Below are 18,323 nucleotides of genomic sequence, written 5' to 3' on the forward strand. Positions count from 1 at the left end.
GGAGGTATAACATGCCTGGAATCATGCTGGCCAAACGATCCCTGATAGCCCTTGCTGTTGCAGCCGCTGTCAGTCCATCGTTGGTGGTGGCCAATGAGACGAGCTGGAGTGGGTTTGGAGAGAACGCGACTTACTATCGGGACGAGGTTGGGTTATCCAAGTTCCGCAACACCGTACAAGCTGAATTTATACGACCTGTTGATACCAGTGGCAGCTGGTACAACGTCACGTTAAACGGCGTATTACGCGCTACCTACGATGGTGTTTACGACCTCAACAGTGATGAATTTGGCAAGGATGCCGAACAAGACTATCTGGGCGAAAACTGGCACCCGGACGGCGGTGCGTCCAGCCTGTTGCTTTCCGCAGGAGTGCCGCTGCCGTGTGAGAACGATGAGCAGCTGTGCGATAACCTGCATGGCTATATGGATGACGATTCGCAAGACGTCCGCACCCCTGACTTTAACGACGAACTGGATTTTATCCGTGAGTTGTATATCGATGCGACCCGCGATGTCGGTGAAGACCAGCTGACCGTCCGGCTGGGTAAACAGCAAGTGATCTGGGGGCGTACAGACTTGTTCCGGGTACTGGATACCATCAACCCGGTGGATTATTCCCGCCACAATATTTACGACGAACTGGAAGACATTCGTATTCCCCAGTGGATGCTGAAAGCCGACCTGCTGATGGGTGCCAACAGCGTTTTTGACGACATGAACTTCCAGCTGATCTGGAACTTCGACAAGTTCCGTCCCAACAACCTGGGCACCTGTGGTCAGGCATACGCCATTCTGGATGCCGGTTGCTTCTTCTCGTCTTACCTGGCGGGCACCATTCCGATCATTCACGACGTCAAGTTGCCGGATCGCAGCCTGGAAAATACCCAGGGTGGGCTGAAGTGGGAAGGGGTCTATGGCGATGCCACCTTCTCGGTGAATGCGCTGCGTTACTTCCAGCAGCTGCCTTCCATTCACTGGCGTGGGCCAGATCCCGGCACCCCGGCCGCCGATGGTGTGTTTGATATTTACTTCCCTCGCGTCAGCCTGCTCGGCGGCTCGCTCGATTATTACGATATGAATACCGATGCCACCTGGCGTGTGGAAGCAGCCTACACCCAGGGTGAAGAGCTGGCGCGTGATCTCGATGGGCACAAGGAAACCGATATTGCCCGTTACGTGATTGGTATGGACAAGAACATCATTATTCCGGCGCTCGGCACCCGTAGCGCGTTCCTGCTATCGATGCAGGTGTTTGGTCAACACGTACTGGATCACGAAGACGATATGCCGGACGCCGAGAAAAACTGGACCGGCACCTTGCTCTTCAAGGGCTTCTATATGAACAACCGCCTCAGTCCACAGCTGCTGGTTGCTCACGATGTCAAGGCCGAAGCCACCGCGATTGCCCCGAGTATTTCGTATCAGCCGGACAATCACTGGCTGGTCAACCTCGCTCTGAATATCAAGGAAGGCGGCAAACAGAAATTTGACTGGTCCGCCAGCGCTCTGGCCGGTGAACCCGATGTGCCGCAGTGGGAGCCACTGGCCCGCTTTAGTAATGGCCCGATTGGTGTTGCCAACCAGGAAGATGAACTCCAGCTGACCGTTCGTTACGGCTTCTGATAACCATAAAAGGTAACCGACATGTACAAGCAGATTGCATTAATAGCCGTGCTGGCTGGCCCGGCGCTGGCCGTCGAGGCCGCCCCAGTGACGGAAGCGGTGATTCAGGAATCGTTTTATCCGTATGCGAAAGGGGGCGTCCCGGAGGTTGCCGGTATCAAACCCGGTATGGTGATCAACGCCAGCAACGTCGACTCGGTGGTGTCGTATCTGGATCCGGCCACCTATATGTTTATCAAGAACGGTGATTATGAAATTACCGTCGGTGCAACGACCTCGTTTGATCTCCACAAGTCGTATGTCGATGCCACTCGCCAATATGCCGGGCAGGCGTCGCTGGGAGAAAAAGTGGGTGAAATCAATGCACCGGGTGCCGGTCGACCGTTCCCGCAGGAGCCATCCCTGGATGATCCCCGAGCCGGTGAAAAGCTGGCCTGGAACTACAAGTACGGCTACAACTGGGGCGATTCTGCCGCCATTATGCCGTTCTACTGGACCATGAAAAACATGTCGTCCGGCAAGGTTGAACGTACCTTCAAGTTCAATTTCAACTTCCTGAACTTTTCCCGCCGTACTGCCCAGGAACCTTACCCGGAAATCACTCCGAACCCGTCCAGCCTGTTCCGTGGCACCTATGCCCAGGTGCTGGAACCGTTTGACGTCAAGAACACCCAGCTGCTGATTCACAAGTTCCAGGACGATACCAAAAACGATAACGCCTACCTGTATCTGGGTTTCCAGCGCCGGGTGCGTCGCTTGTCGTCTGGTCAAACCACGGATGCCTTCCTCGGTACCGACATCATGATCGAAGACTTTGAAGGTTATGGTGGCCGCATCAGTGACATGGAGTGGACCTACAAGGGTACCCAGTGGATGTTGTCGCCGATGTATAACCACAACGACTTGGCACTGGCCGCTGAGCCAGTGGACGATGAGGGGTATCAGTTTGTCGATTTTGGTGGCAAGGGCGGTTGTTTCCCGCAGATCACCTGGCAGCTGCGCAAGACCTACGTCCTCTGGTCGGAGCCAACCGATCCCAACCATCCGGTTGGTCGTCGCGAGCATTATATCGACGCCCAGACGTACGTGATCCCGCGTAACATCACCTATGACCGCAACGGGGCAATGTGGAAAACCTTCACCATTGGTCAGACGCATCCAGACCACCATCTGGCCATTAACAAGGGATCGGGTGTGTCGATCGATGACTCGTTCTCAATGGTGGATATGCAGGCGGATCACTGCACCACGGGTCAATTCAAGGGCATTGTTAACCCTGAATTGAGTCCGGCGTCCAAGTTTACCGTACAGCAACTGCGCGCTGCCGGTCGTTAGATTCTTGTTGGAGTGCTCGTTTGGCCCGCCCTGTGCGGGCCTTTTTGTGTCACTGGTTTGTGAACGGGTGTTGAGTTTATGAAGATGATTGGGTTACTGGCGGCCTCGTTCAGAGGCTGTGTCTGGCTATTGGCGCTACTGGTGTTACCGGTCGTGGCCGCCGATACCGTCAAAATCGGCATGACGTTTCCGAATACCGGACGCTACAAAAATCTGGGTATCGATCAGGCGCGTGGAGCCTTGCTGGCGATTGATGAAATCAACGCGGCAGGTGGCGTGCTGGGCAAGCCGCTGGAGTTGCTGCTGTCGGCCTCTGGCCGCAAAGGTAAGGAACAGGAGCATGTGAGCGAACTGGTCAACGCGGGTGTCAGCATGGCTTTTGGCAGCTCGCTGCAACCGCAGGCAACCGCCACGGCGGCGGCCAATGCCAACCTGCTGTATTTCGATACCCTGTTTCATTCGCCCGGCGACCGTATACAACGGCCGACGGTGTTTTATGCCTCTTACGATGCCTGGATGGCGGCCAAGACGCTGGCGTTTTATATCAACCAGTCGCTTGGCGGCAAGAAGATGTTTTATATCACCAGCGATAGCACTGGGGGATTAATGACAGAGCAGATTCTGCGCAAATTCACCCATACCACCGATCTCAGTGTGCACGGACAGTCGTTAACCCGCTTTCCTGGCCCGCGCCGCAAGGAGTTTATCGCCGCCGTTGAGCAAGCCAGGGATGACGGGGCCGAGGTGCTGGTACTGGTGCAAGCGGGTGATGACCTGGCCAAGGCATTGCAGGTGATCCATGAATTGGGGCTGACCACGGCGTTAAAAATTGTCGCTCCCAATATGACGCTCAGTGTGGCCCGCGCGGTGGGAGCGGACATGCTGGAAGGGGTGATTGCGACGGTTCCCTGGAGCTGGCAGGTCGCGAAAGACTACCGCTATGGCGATGGTGTGCGTTTTACCGAGGCTTATGTTGCACGTTACGAAACCAACCCGTCGGCGCTGGCAGCTACCGCCTATAGCCTTGTCTGGCACTACCAGCGCGTGGCCGAGGAAGCAGGCACACTGGATTCCCGGACACTGGCGAAACGCCTTGAAGGGCTGACCTTTACTGGTTTGAAGGACCCGCAAAGCTGGCGGCGTTTTGATCACTTGAGTGTGCAGTCGGTGTACGTGGTGACCGGTAAGCCTCGGGAACAGGTGATGCAAGGGAGTTTGCGGGAAGACTACTTTCGGGTGGTTTCCAATATCGCTGGTCAGATCATCGTCCCCACCGAGAAGGAAGTCGCTGAGCGGGCCTGGGAATAAACCGTCGTCGCTGCCGCTGTTAGGTTTATTTTTGGGTTTGGGTTTGGGTTTGGGTTTGGGTTTGGGTTTGGGTTTGGGTTTGGGTTTGGGTTTGGGTTTGGGTTTGGGTTTGGGTTTGGGTTTGGGTTTGGGTTTGGGTTTGGGTTTGGGTTTGGGCTGTTGCTTCACAACAGCCCAGTCGAGTGGCAGAACAGAATCGATCAGCCGGTTAGCACGTTAGCCATCATAATGGCTGATGTTCCAGCGTAATCTGTTCAGCCAGTTTGCGACGCACCTTGACGGCGGCAATGTCACTGGGCAGCAAGACCGGCTTCAGGCTGAACAGGTCGGTGGTGCCCATTTGCTGGTGAACTGCATCCAGCACCGGGCCATCTTCGGTTTCAAAGGCATCGTGCATGGCTTTGGTTTTCATGGCGTTAAATTCCGCATCTTCTTCCAGATGATTGCGCCGGGTACCAAAGAAATAGTGAGTTGAGTTCAGCGTTTCCGGAGTACAGGTATGCAGGTCGTATTGACCGACACAATGATGCAGATCCAGGCTGTCATTGTTCTGGGTGGCACCCACCGTCAATTGAATATTGGCCGGGGCGCTCCAGGTAATACCGATAAAATGCCGTGCTGAGGCTTCGGGGGCTGGCAGGAACTGGTTAAAAATCAGCATGGGTGGTGTCTGTTCCCATTCCCAGCGGGCCGACACTGTGTCTGCTGTTTCGGACAGTTGCGGCACCTGGGGTGACAGTTTGCCGCGAGTGGTGATGATCTCACCATGCAGGTGGTCAATGTGGCTCAGATCCATCACGTTGTCGTTGATCAGCTCGTAGTTGCATTCCCGGCGCATGTAGGTGTAACCGACGCCGTTCGGGTGGCCATCAACCAGCGGGCCATAGTCGGGAATCAGATCCGGGTTGGCTGGCTGGTTGCCCATCCAGATCCAGAGGAAGCCATAACGCTCCACCAGTGGGAAAGACTGCACCACCGCTGCCTCGGGAATATGCTGGTTGCCATGGGGGTTGTGATTGCACTTGCCGCTGCAATCGAAGCTCAGGCCGTGGTAAGGGCAGACCACGCTGTCACCGTCTCGCTTGCCTTGCGACAGCGGCACAAAACGGTGTGGGCAGCGATCACGCAAGGCAACCGGGGTGCCGTCCTGGCGGCGGTAGATCATGATGCTGGTGTCCAGCAAGGTGCGGCTGAACAGGGCCTCATCATCGACTTCGGTGGACAGGGCTGCGACGTACCAGATATTGCTCAGATAAGGGAGATTTTGCGTTGTTGTCATTGTTATATCTCATGTTGTGTTGAAGGGTGGCCGACGCTGTACGGCCATAGCGTGGCTGAGACTGGCTCAACCAAAACGGTGACTGAACGGGTGTTATGACTGGCTGCCAATCCGCCTAGATATCCAGTACCAGACGTCTGGATTTGGCGCGGGAGCAACAGGGCGTGAAACGGTTGTTAGTGGCTTTTTCAGCCTCGGTCTGAAAATAGTCCTGATGATCCGGTTCGCCATCGATCACCGCCGTGAGGCAGGAGCCACAGATGCCCTGCTCGCACGAGATCGCCACCGGGACACCGGCTGCGATCAGCGCCTGGGCGGCAGACTGATCGGCAGAGACCGGGATAATCTGGCCAGAGCTGGCCAGTTGCAGCTCAAATGCATGACGGTTGGACAGCGCCTCGTGGTTGGTAACGGGGGCTGAAAACTGCTCGTAATGCACCTGAGTGGTCGCCCAAAGGCAGGCCTTGGCCGTTTCCGTCAGATGGCGAATAAAGCCTTCCGGCCCGCAGACGTAGAGATGGCTGGAATCCGGGTTGGCTAACAGCGCCGGGGCATCCAGTGGTGCGGTTGTCGGGTCGTCATCAAAGTGCAACTGCACCCGGCTGGCAAAGGCAGATGTTTGCAGACGATCGACAAAGGCGGCACGGGAACGCGAACGGGCACAGTAGTGCAGTTCAAAGTCCTGCCCTTGCCGCTGCAGGCTTTCGGCCATGGCCAGAATCGGGGTAATACCGATGCCTCCGGCAAACAGCCGATAGCGTGGAGAAGGCTGGAGTGGAAACAGATTACGCGGTGCGCTGATGGTGAGTGTGTCGCCTGCTTGCAGGGTCTGGTGAATCGCCAGCGAGCCACCCCGGCTCAACGGATCCAACAGGATGCCCAGTTGGTAGTGGTCGCGTTGTGCCGGGCTGTTGCAGAGCGAATATTGACGCACCATGCCATTGGCAAGGTGGATATCGATATGGGCACCGGCCTCAAATTCAGGTAATAAACTACCGTCTGGTGAAACAAGCGTTAGGCCAATAATATCTTCTGCCAGCGTGAGTTTTTGCTGAATACGTACGGTGAAAAGCAATGGACCGGTCATGGCCTGCTCCCTTGATCATTTTTATTATTGTTCACAGTCCCGGTTGTCGGGCTGACTAGGAGATAGCAACCGATATGCCAGTTTTTTTATTCTTGTAACATATTGAATTTTATGGGAATTTAATTTTATTGCTGATGGTTTAATAGACTGCTTTAATAAAATGATGAAATTCAGCAATTGCTTAAATAAAGAAAATTGCTCTAATAATAAAAATAAACAGGAGGTGGGAAACTGCTATGTCAGCCCACAACCCACATCAGACGTTACATCCGATCCGTGAATTTATTGATGATCAGGCACTGGCGGAAAAACTCCGCTTTGCACCCGATAGTGGACTTATCCAGCTGTTTGAAAATCGCATGTTACTGGTGCATGGATTTTCTCTGGCCGCGCTGCGGCGGGAGTTGATCGAACGCTTGGGGCTGGACAAGACCCGAGAGATGTTCACCCGGTTGGGCTATCAGCAGGGCGTGGCCGATGCCCGCTCGCTGATCGAGTCCGAAGGCGGTCAGACAGACACCAAGCTGGCGATGTTGCCGAGGCTGCGGGAACTGCAGGGATTCGTTCGTAATCAGGCCGTCGACCGCATGCACTTCAATGAGCAGACCGGTGATTTTTGGGGCGATTATTACTGGCAATCGTCATGGGAAGCCGATGCTCATCTGCAGCATTACAGCATCAGTGGCATTCCGGCTTGCTGGATGATGACGGGTTACGCCTGCGGTGCAACCACGACCATGATGGGGCGTCCGATTCTCTGGCGCGAGGTAGAATGCGTTGCCATGGGTCATGCTCGCTGTCGCGTGGTTGGACAACCGTTAGATGAGTGTGACGACTCCGCCGAACACCTGAAGTTTTTACAAATCGAGGACTTTGTGGCGGCACCAGGCCGACGACCGCCACCCCGGCAGGACAAGGGTTTTCAACTGGCCGACATCAGCAGTTTACCCGATCTGGTCGGTGCCTCCGCCAGCTTTAACGCAGCGGTACACTTGTTGAAACGGGTTGCCCCGACAGATGCCACGGTACTGCTGAAGGGCGAAAGCGGCGTTGGCAAGGAACGTTTTTCGAAAACCCTGCATGCGATTGGCCCCCGTGCGGATAAACCGCTGATCTCGGTAAACTGCGCTGCGATTCCAGCAGATCTGGTCGAGGCAGAACTGTTTGGCGTGGAAAAAGGCGCTTTCACCGGGGCGACCGTATCGCGCCCCGGACGATTTGAACGAGCCGATGGCGGCACCCTGTTTCTGGATGAAATCGCCAGCTTGCCACTCCATGCCCAAGGCAAATTGCTGCGGGTGCTGCAGGAAGGTGAAGTTGAACGGGTTGGTGACATCCGGGTTCGGGCGGTGGATGTGCGTATTGTTGCCGCTGCCAATCGTAACCTGCGCGACGAAGTCAAAGCCGGACGTTTCCGTGAAGACCTGTTCTATCGGCTGAATGTTTTCCCCATCGAAATACCTCCACTGCGGGAACGCCGGGAAGATCTGCCGCTGATGGTCAGCGTGTTTGTAAAACGTTATTCGCAGCGCTTTAACAAGGTGATCAAGGGCATCACACAGCGCGCCAGCGAAGCCTTGTGGGCTTATGAATGGCCCGGCAATGTGCGGGAACTGGAAAATATCATCGAAAGAGCAGTTATTCTGGCGGATAACGACGCCAATATCGATTTACACCATTTGTTTTCTGGTGATGAAGACAATCTGGAAATCCTGTTCAAACTGGGGCCGGATGGCGAATTGACCCGTTCCGGCAGGGGAGAGCCGAGTGCTGCTGCGAATACCAGGGTGACTGACCATCCGTTACCCTCGGCTGGTGACGGCAGCAGCGATGGACTGATTGCCTCGTTTCTGGATACTTTCGGTTCGCTGGAAAGCATGGAAACCAGCGCTCTGGACTATGCCCTGGCACAAAGTGGCGGCAATCTCTCGGCCGCAGCCAGACTGCTGAAAATGACCCGAGCCCAGTTTGAATACCGGTTGAAAAAATATCGGCAGTTGCAGCGCTCGCACTGACGAGCATAGTGCTCGCCAGTCCAACTAAGTCAGCGCGGTTGTCCTTACGGTCTCCAGGAACGAGGTCAGGATCGGTGACTCCCGGTCTTTCAGATACACGCAACTGAGGTCGACCGAAGCGGCTTCCGGCAAGCCTTCAAAGGGTTTGAATATCACGCCGGGCAGCCCGAGTTTGGTGGCGGACTGAGGCACAACACACACGCCAAAACCACTGGATACCAGCGCAACACCGGTGACGGCATCACCGACCTCCTGCACAATATTGGGCAGAAATCCCTGTTCCTGGCAGAGGTTGACAATCTTGTCGACAAAGTTGGGGCGGCCAGAATTGGGAAAGGCAATCAAGGGTTCGTTTTCCAGTACCCGGAAAGGCAAGGCAGCAAGGGCAGCCAGCGGCGATTGCACATTCACGGCAATGTACAGTTTTTCGGTGCCAATCACTTCGCTGACGATATCGGGCAGCGGTGCCAGCATGCGGTTAAATCCGATCGTGATACGGCGCTGGCGTAACGCCTCGATCTGTTCGCCTTTCTCCATATTGTGCAGCACCACATTGACGTCGGGATGGCGGTTGCGGAACGCCAATAGCAGCTTGGGGATGGTATCGAAAATGGCCGAACCAAAAATCCCGACATCCAGTCGGCCCAGTTGGCCTCGGCCAGCACGCTGGGTGCGTTCGGCCGCCAGTGCGACGACCGAACGGATATTCCTGGCTTCTTCCAGAAACATGGCACCGGCTTCGGTCAGCTCAACGCCCTTGGGGGTACGGACAAACAGCTGCACTCCCAGATTCTCTTCCAGTTGCTGAATCTGACGGGTGAGAGGTGGCTGGGAAATATGCAGTTTCAGCGCTGCCCGGCCAATATTGCCTTCTTCTGCAACTTCAATGAAATAGCGGATCTGGCGAAGTTCCATACGTCATTCCTGGGATGGCCAACGAGATCTTAATACCTTATTGGCATGAAGTGGCCGGGTCAATAGTATTAGACGAGTATCGGGTGCTGGGATAATTTGAGGCTCATATGGTGTGAAATCGATCATCGCCAACCGTCGGCAAGACGACGTTTTATGGTGAGTTGACCGTTTCTGCATCCGCTGATTTTTAAAAATACCCACTGTGAAAATAACAAAAAGGGGACAGCAAGATGGCAATGACAGGTGTTTTACGTCCAGGGCATGCCCAGATTCGGGTAATGAATCTTGAAGAAGGGGTTCATCATTACCGGGACATCCTCGGCATGACCGAAACCGGGCGAGATGATCAGGGCCGCGTCTATCTGAAATGCTGGGAAGAGTACGATCACAGCAGTGTGATTCTGCGTGAAGCCGACTCCGCCGGTATCGATTTTTTTGCTTTTCGCGTGCTGGATAACGCGACGCTCAACAAGCTGGAAGCCGACCTGATTGAATACGGTTTGCCAACCACCCGTATCCCGGCCGGAGAACTGCTGGAAACCGGTGAGCGGGTGCGCTTTACCCTGCCGTCCGGCCACGATATTGAACTGTATGCCGAGAAGACCCGCATTGGTAACGGCCTCGGTGGTATCAACCCGAACCCTTGGAACGAAGGGGCTGAAAAAGGCATTGCGCCACTGCGTCTTGATCACTGCCTGCTGTATGGGCCAAATGTGATGGAAGTGCAGAAGATTTTTGAAGATGTACTGGGTTTTCAGTTGGTGGAGCGCTCACTGACGCCGGATGGCGAAGCCAATATGGGCATCTGGATGACCTGTTCCAACAAGGTTCACGATATTGCCTTTGTTGAACACCCGGAACCCGGCAAGCTGCATCACCTGTCATTCCTGTTGGATAGCTGGGAAAAAGTACTGCGTGCTGCCGACCTGATGTCGATGAACGATGTACCGGTCGATATTGGCCCAACCCGTCATGGCATCACCCGTGGGGCGACCATTTATGCCTGGGATCCATCGGGTAACCGCTTTGAAACCTTTATGGGTGGTTATACCGTGTATCCAGACAGCGAGGTATTAACCTGGACCTTTGAAGGACTGGGAGAAGGCGGTGGTCTGGATTTTGCGCAACGTAAATTACATGAATCCTTTTTGACGATCGTAACCTGATTCAAACGCGATTGGTTGCCGGGTTGTTTGAGGGTCATATCGACCTGACCCGGCCGCACAAATTACGACTGGAACTCACAATCAGTCTGGATTAGTAACCCTGAGAACCCGGTGCATATAATCATCCGGGTACCGTGGACACTGTTAAAATACTGCGACTATTGCCAGAGTATTAAGAATATTGTTGGCCTCTTGGAATATTCCGGTTTTGACCTTTGGCGGGTGCAATTGTCGCCTTTTTTGCCCCGCTTTTTTTACCCGCCCTTTTACACCGATATATCCTTTCTTGTTATGTAAATTATTATTTTTTGGCTGTTTCTGTTTTGGCTGTTTCTGTTTTGGCTGTTTCTACTGCGAATCGTTCTTTTCCATATCATTCAGCTTCTTTAATCGATAGGACATGGCCGCCCGGCTGATACCCAATAACTGCGCTGCATGGGTGATGTTATTAGCGGATTGTTCCATCGCTTGTTGCAGCATCTGTTTTTCTACTTCTTCCAGCCCGACACCACCGTCGATCAGGCTGCGGATATGATTCTGCTGCACAATCAGCTGGGACGTGCTGGCCGACAATGAACCGTTCTGGTCGATTACATTCAGCGGATGCGACGGTTCCATCAACGATGGAAACAGATTACACAGATCAATTGATGTACCGTTGTCGGTGAGAATAACGCCTCGCTCGATCATGTTTTCCAGCTCGCGAATATTACCTGGCCATTTGTAGCGAATCAGCGACTGCATGGCCTTGTCGGTGATGCCAGCCAGCTGTTTACGGTAAAGGTTCTGGTATTTTTCGAGAAAATATTCCGCCAGCAGGGGAATGTCCTGTAGCCGTTCGCGTAGTGGTGGAATTCGCACCGGGAAAACGTTCAGCCGGAAAAACAGGTCAGCCCGGAAGCGACCTTCCTTGACGGCTTTTTCCAGATCTTCGTTGGTGGCTGCGACCACTCGGACATCAATGGCACGGGTCTGGTTATCGCCGACCCGCTCCAGTTCATTTTCCTGCAAAACCCGTAACAAGGTTGCCTGGGCGCGAGGGGAGAGTTCGATGACTTCGTCGAGAAAAATAGTGCCACCGTTGGCCCGCTCAAAACGGCCTTCACGGCTGACGGTCGCCCCGGTAAATGCGCCTTTTTCGACTCCGAACAATTCCGCCTCGATCAGATCCGGTGGAATACAGGCGCAGTTGACGGCGATAAACGCTTTATTGGCCCGATCGCTGGCGTTATGCAGCCCGCGCGCGACAACCTCTTTGCCGACGCCGGTTTCTCCCTGTAATAACACCGTGGCCCGACTCTGGCTGGCTTTGCGAATCAGCTGACACACCTGCATAAAGGCTTCCGATTGACCGACTGAATTGGTCAGCAGATCGTCATCCAGTGCACCCTGGCGGAAGCTGGCTTTCAGATGACAGACCTGTTGTTGCAGCGAGAACAGCTCATCGGCAAGGTGGTCGGGTGTCATCAACCGCTGCATGGCTTCACGGTCTTCCCACTGTTCTGCCGGCTTGCCGACAATCGAACAGTGTTCATGTCCCATGCCCCGACACTGCACTTCCTTGTACAAAATGGGCATGCCCAGAAAGGCTGACGTATAACCACTGGCGTACCCCAGCAGCGTCCAACACACCGGTGAGTCAGACAGCTCGTGCTTGGCCAGATACTGATCCGCCTCATACGAGCCGTGCCAGTCGAACTCACCATAAAAATGATGGATCGACGGATCCAGCTGCACTTTTTTGGCGACCACCAGAACAATGCCTTCGATGGCATGGAGCTGAACCCCGGCCATAAACCCCTGTTCCAGAGACATATGGCTGCGTATTTTGTGGGCGACTTCGGCATCTCGCTGGCCTGACTGGTAGCCAAAACGCATGAGAAACCCCCGCGCTCGCTCCATCCCCATGGACGTCACCAGCTCCTCCCGCAGAATGCCCATATCACTGGCATGAATCAGCAGCATGCGGGCTTCCTGCAGCCATATTTCGCCTTTTTCATGGCAAAAGCGGATTTGGGAAATCAGATCTTTGGCATCCGGTACTTCGGGTGGCTGCACGTTATTTGATGTCGCTGATGAAGTTGTCATAGGTATCTTTTTATTGTTTTGGAATTGCCGTCGACGGTCATATGCGATGTAGCAGGTTCTGTTTTTGCTGCATCGGAATCGAATCGGTTAATTATATCAGTTACCGCCGCAACGCATGACCTGATCATATCATGAGGCTATTTCGGTCGCCTGATGAATTGCTCAGGTACGGAGGGTTATATCGACGATATAGCCCCTGTTCTGGCCTGAAATGTAGCGTTGTTTGTGGCATACGTCTTGCTGATATACCTGGGTACAGAAGATCACTGGTTAGCTAAAAATAATAAACAGGTTATTTCAGTATGCATGAACTCAAATATGAATCCTCAAACACCCATTTTAATGAAGCAACTCGCTATATCCGTGTGCGTAGCCCGGAAGGTGCCCGCTTTGTTGAATTCGATTTTGCTATTGGAGATCCAACCCTGTTTGTCGAACTTATTATGCCGCCAGCGGTATTTGAGACCTTTTGTCGCGCCAATAACGTCATCGAAATGACCGAAGCACAAAAGCAGACAGTGGATGCTGAAACGGCGAAATGGCGCTACGGCGAAGATACGCTGATGGCTGATAACCATTCCCGAAACTAGCAGGCTATTGAATATTCGCCTGTGTTGACATCACTGGGTGAAGAGTGATCAGAAAATGCACAGTTAATCGCCATACATACATGGCGCGTATCTGGCCATTTTTACCAGTAGCTACTGACTCTGAAAACAACAACAACCAATCAGGACGTCAATTATGACTGTAGAAATCAAAACCTCGACGCTGGAGCCGGTGCGCCAGACCTTCGCCAATCTGGAACGTCGCTTTGGCGACAAGCCAGCCTCCCGTTACCAGGAAGCCACTTACGATCTTCAGGCTGAAATCAACTTTCACTACCGTCCGTTATGGCAGCCAGACAAAGAACTGAACGACCGTTCGAGAACGGCTGTGGCCATGGCCGACTGGTACGACCTGAAAGACCCACGCCAGTTCTATTACGGCACCTACGTACAGCAACGCGCCAAAATGCAGGAGCAAGCCGAGAACAACTACAGCTTTTTTGAAAAGCGCGGCTTGCCAGAACACCTGTCGGACGCAGTCAAGGCCAGTCTGGTTCGGCATCTGATTCCGCTGCGCCATGTCGAACACACCGCCAACCTTAACAACGTGTATGGCTGCTCCATCGGTTTTGGTACATCCATAACCCAGGCGCTGCTGTTTAACGGTATGGATCGTTTGGGCATTGCCCAGTACCTGTCGCGGATTGGCCTGATTCTGGATGGTAATAGCGGTGACCTGCTTACGCAGGCCAAGCAACTCTGGATGCAAGACCCCACCTGGCAAGGCATGCGTGCCCTGTGTGAAAAAACCCTGACGGTACAGGACTGGTTCGAAACCTTTATTGCCCAGGATCTGGTGATCGACACCTTGGTCTTCGAGCTGTTTTACGTGCAGTACGATCAATGGCTGAACGCCAATGGCGCGCAGGACGTCGGCATGTTGACCGAATTTATGCGTGAGTGGAATCGTGACAACAGTCGCTGGATCGACAGCGTACTCAAGACCGCCGCAGCAGAATCCGACGCCAACAAGGCACTGCTAGGCCAGTGGCTGAACGACTGGCGTGGCCGCGTTGCCGAAGCGCTGGCTCCAGTGGCGCAGGAGCTCTGTGGTGGTACGGCATCACTGGAAGATGCCTTGCTGGCACTGGATAAACGTACCGCCAAACTCGGCCTGTCCTGAAGGGGAACCCCATGTCCAAAGTGTATTTGATCCTGCAAGACAACGACGTCTCACGCTATATCGTCGAAGCGGTAGAAGAAGATAACCCAGAAGTCACGGTGATCTACCAGCCCGCCATGATCCGCATGGAGCAGGAGAATCTTATGGTGGTGAAGCGGGAAACCGTAGAAGAAAAACTCGGCCGTGATTGGGACGTGCAGGAACTGCATCTGAACCTGATTTCCCTGGGTGGCAACGTGGATGAGGATGAAGACCGGCTTGAGCTGAGCTGGGTGCTTTGAAAGCCGTCTGCCCCCGACGCCTGACCCAACAAAAATAACAAGGAGCCACATCATGGCTGTAAAAAAACTGAATTTGAAAGACAAATACAAGTTACTGACTCGCGATCTTGACTGGGAATTCTCCTACGAAGATCGCAAGCAGGCCTTTCCTTACGAAGATTTTGAGGGCATCAAGATCAACGACTGGTCGAAGTGGGAAGACCCTTTCCGTCTGACCATGGACGCTTACTGGAAATACCAGGCCGAGAAAGAAAAGAAGCTCTACGCCATTTTTGATGCATCGGCACAGAATAACGGTCACCTGAACGTCTCTGACCCCCGTTATATGAATGCCATCAAATTGTTCCTGACCGGTATTTCACCGCTGGAATATCAGGCTTTTCAGGGCTTTGCCCATGTTGGCCGCCAGTTTGGCGGCGTCGGTGCCCGCGTGGCTTGTCAGATGCAGTCCATCGACGAACTGCGACACGTACAGACCCAGATACATGCCATGAGTCAGTACAACAAGTTCTTTGATGGTTTCCAGGACTGGAGCCATATGCACGACCGGGTCTGGTATCTGTCGGTGCCAAAATCCTTCTTTGATGATGCCCGCACGGCAGGCCCGTTCGAGTTCCTGGTAGCGATCAGCTTCAGCTTTGAGTACGTACTCACCAACCTGGTATTTGTACCCTTTATGTCGGGTGCGGCACACAACGGCGATATGGCGACGGTGACGTTCGGCTTTTCGGCCCAGTCCGACGAAGCCCGCCATATGACCCTGGGTCTGGAAGTGATCAAGTTCCTGCTGGAACAGGACGAAGCCAACGTACCCATCGTGCAGAAGTGGATTGACAAATGGTTCTGGCGTGGCACCCGTATGCTCAGTCTCGTCGGCATGATGATGGACTATATGCTGCCGAACAAGGTGATGAGCTGGCAGGAAGCCTGGGAAGTTTACTTTGAAGAAGCCGGTGGTGCGCTGTTCAAGGATCTGGCCCGCTACGGCATTCGCAAGCCGAAGTACGTTGAGACCACTGAAAAAGAAAAAGAACACATCAGCCATCAGACCTGGTGGACGTTTTACACCTTCGGCCATGCTGCGGGCTTCCATACCTGGATTCCGACCGAGAAGGAAATGGATTGGCTGAGCGAAAAGTACCCTAATACCTTCGACAAATACTACCGCCCACGCTGGGAGCTGGCGCAAAAACTCGAAGACGAAGGCAAGCGTATATACAACAAGGCGCTGCCGCAGCTATGTAACACCTGTCAGATACCAATGCTGTTTACCGAAATGGACAACCCCGGCCAGCTCTCCTACCGGATGTCGGAATACAAGGGCGACAAATACCACTTTTGCTCGGACGGCTGTAAAGACATCTTCGATGACGAGCCGGAAAAATACGTTCAGGCCTGGTTACCGGCACACCAAATTTTCCAGGGCAACTGCGGTGGCCCGGGGATGGAAGAGGTGCTGCGTGATTATTACAACTTTAATCTCGGAGCCGACAACCTCGACTTTAAAGGCAGTCCGGATGAAAAGCGCTGGAAGGAATGGAAATCAGCCTGACCCCACCGGATGTGCTGGGCGCGAAGCGGACAGGGACGGAGCGAAACGGACAGGGATGGAGCGAAACGGACAGGGACGGAGCGAAACGGACAGGGATGGAGCGAAACGGACAGGGACGGAGCGAAACGGACAGGGACGGAGCCCGTCCCTACGGAAAAAACAACACCGAGTCTGACAGCAGATGTCAGGCTCCAGACAAGAGAATAACAATATGGCTGTTCAAGCAATCACGCCAGACTATGTCGGCGAAATCAAAGACAAGATCGAAAACTTCCACGGCAACCAAGTGGTGTACGCCGGTTGGGACAGACACCTGATGTTCCCGGCTGCCTTCGCCTGGCCAGTGCCACCGGCGATGCCATTCAGCGACTTTCGTGACCAGGTCATGGGCGAAGCCTTTGGGATTCATCCTGAATGGGAACAAATCAACTGGGATACCGTTGTCTGGCTACTGGATGGCCAGTCCTTCACACCCGATATCAACAAAGGCCTGGCGGAACAAGGCATTGGCCACAAGTCACTGTTGCGATTTACCACACCGGAACTGACCGGTTTCCAGGGCGCAGGGGTATAACAGCATGAGCTACATGGTCACCATTGAACCCACTGGCGAGCAGATTGAGGTAGAAGAAGGGCAAACCATTCTGGATGCAGCGCTGCGCCAGGGGGTCTGGTTACCCTTTGCCTGTGGCCACGGCACCTGCGCCACCTGCAAATGCCAGGTGCTGGAAGGGGATGTCGATGTTGGTGCTGCGTCACCGTTTGCCTTGATGGACATGGAAAAAGACGAAGGCAAAATTCTCGCCTGCTGTGCCATCCCGGAAAGCGATCTGGTGATAGAAGCCGACATCGACGTCGACCCGGATTTTGCCGGACACCCGGTAGAAGACTTTGGCGCAGAAGTAACCGACATCATCAACCTGTCGCCCACCATCAAGGGTGTTCATTTCCGTCTGGATCGGGATATGGCTTTTCAGGCCGGGCAATACATCAACCTGATTATTCCCGGCGTTGAAGGCAGTCGCGCATTCTCCATTGCCAACACACCGTCACAAGCCGACACCCTGGAACTGCATGTCCGTTTGGTGCCCGGCGGTGCCGGTACGACCTGGCTGCACAATCAGCTCAAGGTCGGCGACACACTCACCATCTCCGGCCCTTACGGCCAGTTCTTCACCCGCAAATCGGACGACAAGGACGTGATCTTTATCGCCGGGGGTTCCGGCCTGTCCAGCCCGCAATCCATGGTGCTGGATCTGCTCGAAGAAGGCGATAGTCGCCAGATCTACCTGTTCCAGGGAGCGCGCAACATCAGCGAACTGTATAACCGCGAGATTTTCGAAACCCTCGAACAGCAGCACAGCAACTTCCACTACATTCCGGCACTGAATGCCCCGGAACCCGACGACCAGTGGCAAGGCTTTACCGGCTTTGTCCACGATGCTGTCAATGCCCGGTTCGATGGCAAATTCGAAGGCCACAAAGCCTACCTGTGTGGCCCGCCACCGATGATCGACGCCGCCATCAGCACCCTGATGCAAGGGCGACTGTTTGAACGCGATATTCATATGGAGCGATTTGTTACTGCTGCCGATGGTGCGGAAGAACAGCAGCGTTCGGCCTTGTTTAAACGGATCTGAGTTTAAGGGGCCGGAACGTGTCAACGTCATTTGAGCCAGTTTTTTAAACATTACATTGCTTTTGTAATCGCCCGTGGCAACGTTGGGAAGTTCACGCCTTTTTCGATTGTCTCCTGATCAGCATCCTCTGGCACCGGATTGATGCAGACTTCGGCCGGTGGCAGCGGTACGTTTGGACGACCTTTACTGAAGCGCTCCGGGTGCTGAGCGTACATCTCGTCCAGTGCCGCTTGCCGGAGGTGAGCGATTTCAAGGTATTCCCCGCTAAACACCTGATGGGGCGTAAAACCGGCCAGGCTGC

Annotated in this window: 15 protein-coding genes and 1 pseudogene; 11 read left to right on the plus strand and 5 right to left on the minus strand. The window is 54.1% G+C overall.

All coding sequences use genetic code 11. The annotated features are described in order from the left end of the window. The first annotated feature begins 11 nt into the window (after positions 1 to 11). The 3 genes from WG929_RS10640 (at position 12) to WG929_RS10650 (ending at position 4,268) form a co-directional block, all read left to right on the plus strand. Positions 12 to 1,625, plus strand: coding sequence for a DUF1302 family protein (locus WG929_RS10640; protein ID WP_416205996.1), 1,614 nt, complete (start codon positions 12 to 14; stop codon positions 1,623 to 1,625). 21 nt (positions 1,626 to 1,646) lie between these two features. Continuing rightward, positions 1,647 to 2,960, plus strand: coding sequence for a DUF1329 domain-containing protein (locus WG929_RS10645; protein ID WP_416205997.1), 1,314 nt, complete (start codon positions 1,647 to 1,649; stop codon positions 2,958 to 2,960). Between the two features lie 78 nt (positions 2,961 to 3,038). Next, positions 3,039 to 4,268, plus strand: a complete 1,230-nt coding sequence (locus WG929_RS10650; RefSeq protein ID WP_416205998.1) for an ABC transporter substrate-binding protein — start codon at positions 3,039 to 3,041, stop codon at positions 4,266 to 4,268. A gap of 223 nt (positions 4,269 to 4,491) precedes the next feature. Here WG929_RS10650 and WG929_RS10655 read toward each other — a convergent pair whose 3' ends face one another. Together WG929_RS10655 and WG929_RS10660 are read right to left on the minus strand one after the other, a co-directional pair. Then, entirely contained in the window at positions 4,492 to 5,547 is a 1,056-nt protein-coding gene (locus tag WG929_RS10655) for a Rieske 2Fe-2S domain-containing protein (protein WP_416205999.1), read from the minus strand. A 115-nt stretch (positions 5,548 to 5,662) separates the two neighbouring features. Continuing rightward, positions 5,663 to 6,634 carry a PDR/VanB family oxidoreductase gene (locus tag WG929_RS10660; RefSeq protein ID WP_416206000.1) on the minus strand — a complete coding sequence of 324 codons (972 nt, stop codon included), beginning with the start codon at positions 6,632 to 6,634 and terminating at the stop codon, positions 5,663 to 5,665. A 236-nt stretch (positions 6,635 to 6,870) separates the two neighbouring features. On the opposite strand from WG929_RS10660, the gene WG929_RS10665 reads away from it, so the two are divergent. Then, positions 6,871 to 8,649, plus strand: a complete 1,779-nt coding sequence (locus tag WG929_RS10665) for a sigma 54-interacting transcriptional regulator (protein ID WP_416206001.1) — start codon at positions 6,871 to 6,873, stop codon at positions 8,647 to 8,649. A gap of 24 nt (positions 8,650 to 8,673) precedes the next feature. Here the strand turns inward: WG929_RS10665 and WG929_RS10670 are convergent, their stop codons facing one another. After that, positions 8,674 to 9,564 (minus strand): LysR family transcriptional regulator, encoded by an 891-nt coding sequence (locus WG929_RS10670; RefSeq protein ID WP_416206002.1) that lies wholly within the window; start codon positions 9,562 to 9,564, stop codon positions 8,674 to 8,676. Positions 9,565 to 9,794: 230 nt separating this feature from the next. Between WG929_RS10670 and WG929_RS10675 the strand changes: the two genes are divergently transcribed. Continuing rightward, positions 9,795 to 10,730, plus strand: coding sequence for a catechol 2,3-dioxygenase (locus WG929_RS10675; RefSeq protein ID WP_435873318.1), 936 nt, complete (start codon positions 9,795 to 9,797; stop codon positions 10,728 to 10,730). 348 nt (positions 10,731 to 11,078) lie between these two features. Here the strand turns inward: WG929_RS10675 and WG929_RS10680 are convergent, their stop codons facing one another. Next, complete coding sequence (locus tag WG929_RS10680) at positions 11,079 to 12,818, minus strand: sigma 54-interacting transcriptional regulator (protein ID WP_416206003.1); 1,740 nt, start codon at positions 12,816 to 12,818, stop codon at positions 11,079 to 11,081. 302 nt (positions 12,819 to 13,120) lie between these two features. Between WG929_RS10680 and WG929_RS10685 the strand changes: the two genes are divergently transcribed. From WG929_RS10685 to WG929_RS10710, 6 genes are all read left to right on the plus strand, one after another. Beyond that, on the plus strand, positions 13,121 to 13,408 hold the full coding sequence (locus WG929_RS10685; protein WP_416206004.1) for a phenol hydroxylase subunit: 288 nt from the start codon (positions 13,121 to 13,123) through the stop codon (positions 13,406 to 13,408). Between the two features lie 154 nt (positions 13,409 to 13,562). Beyond that, complete coding sequence (locus tag WG929_RS10690) at positions 13,563 to 14,549, plus strand: aromatic/alkene monooxygenase hydroxylase subunit beta (protein WP_416206005.1); 987 nt, start codon at positions 13,563 to 13,565, stop codon at positions 14,547 to 14,549. Between the two features lie 11 nt (positions 14,550 to 14,560). Beyond that, positions 14,561 to 14,830 carry an MmoB/DmpM family protein gene (locus WG929_RS10695; protein ID WP_369855816.1) on the plus strand — a complete coding sequence of 90 codons (270 nt, stop codon included), beginning with the start codon at positions 14,561 to 14,563 and terminating at the stop codon, positions 14,828 to 14,830. A 52-nt stretch (positions 14,831 to 14,882) separates the two neighbouring features. Then, positions 14,883 to 16,382 (plus strand): aromatic/alkene/methane monooxygenase hydroxylase/oxygenase subunit alpha, encoded by a 1,500-nt coding sequence (locus WG929_RS10700; RefSeq protein WP_369855815.1) that lies wholly within the window; start codon positions 14,883 to 14,885, stop codon positions 16,380 to 16,382. A gap of 211 nt (positions 16,383 to 16,593) precedes the next feature. Continuing rightward, complete coding sequence (locus WG929_RS10705) at positions 16,594 to 16,956, plus strand: phenol hydroxylase subunit P4 (RefSeq protein WP_369855814.1); 363 nt, start codon at positions 16,594 to 16,596, stop codon at positions 16,954 to 16,956. 4 nt (positions 16,957 to 16,960) lie between these two features. Continuing rightward, the gene (locus WG929_RS10710) at positions 16,961 to 18,022 is read left to right on the plus strand and encodes an NADH:ubiquinone reductase (Na(+)-transporting) subunit F (RefSeq protein WP_416206006.1); all 1,062 of its coding nucleotides are present in this window, start codon (positions 16,961 to 16,963) and stop codon (positions 18,020 to 18,022) included. Between the two features lie 50 nt (positions 18,023 to 18,072). On the opposite strand, the pseudogene WG929_RS10715 reads toward WG929_RS10710, so the two are convergent. After that, positions 18,073 to 18,323 (minus strand): annotated as a pseudogene (locus WG929_RS10715) (hypothetical protein); the annotation flags it as partial.

Origin of the sequence: Oceanobacter antarcticus (assembly GCF_044962685.1) — a bacterium.
In the GTDB taxonomy this organism is placed as follows: Bacteria; Pseudomonadota; Gammaproteobacteria; order Pseudomonadales; family Oceanobacteraceae; genus Oceanobacter; species Oceanobacter antarcticus.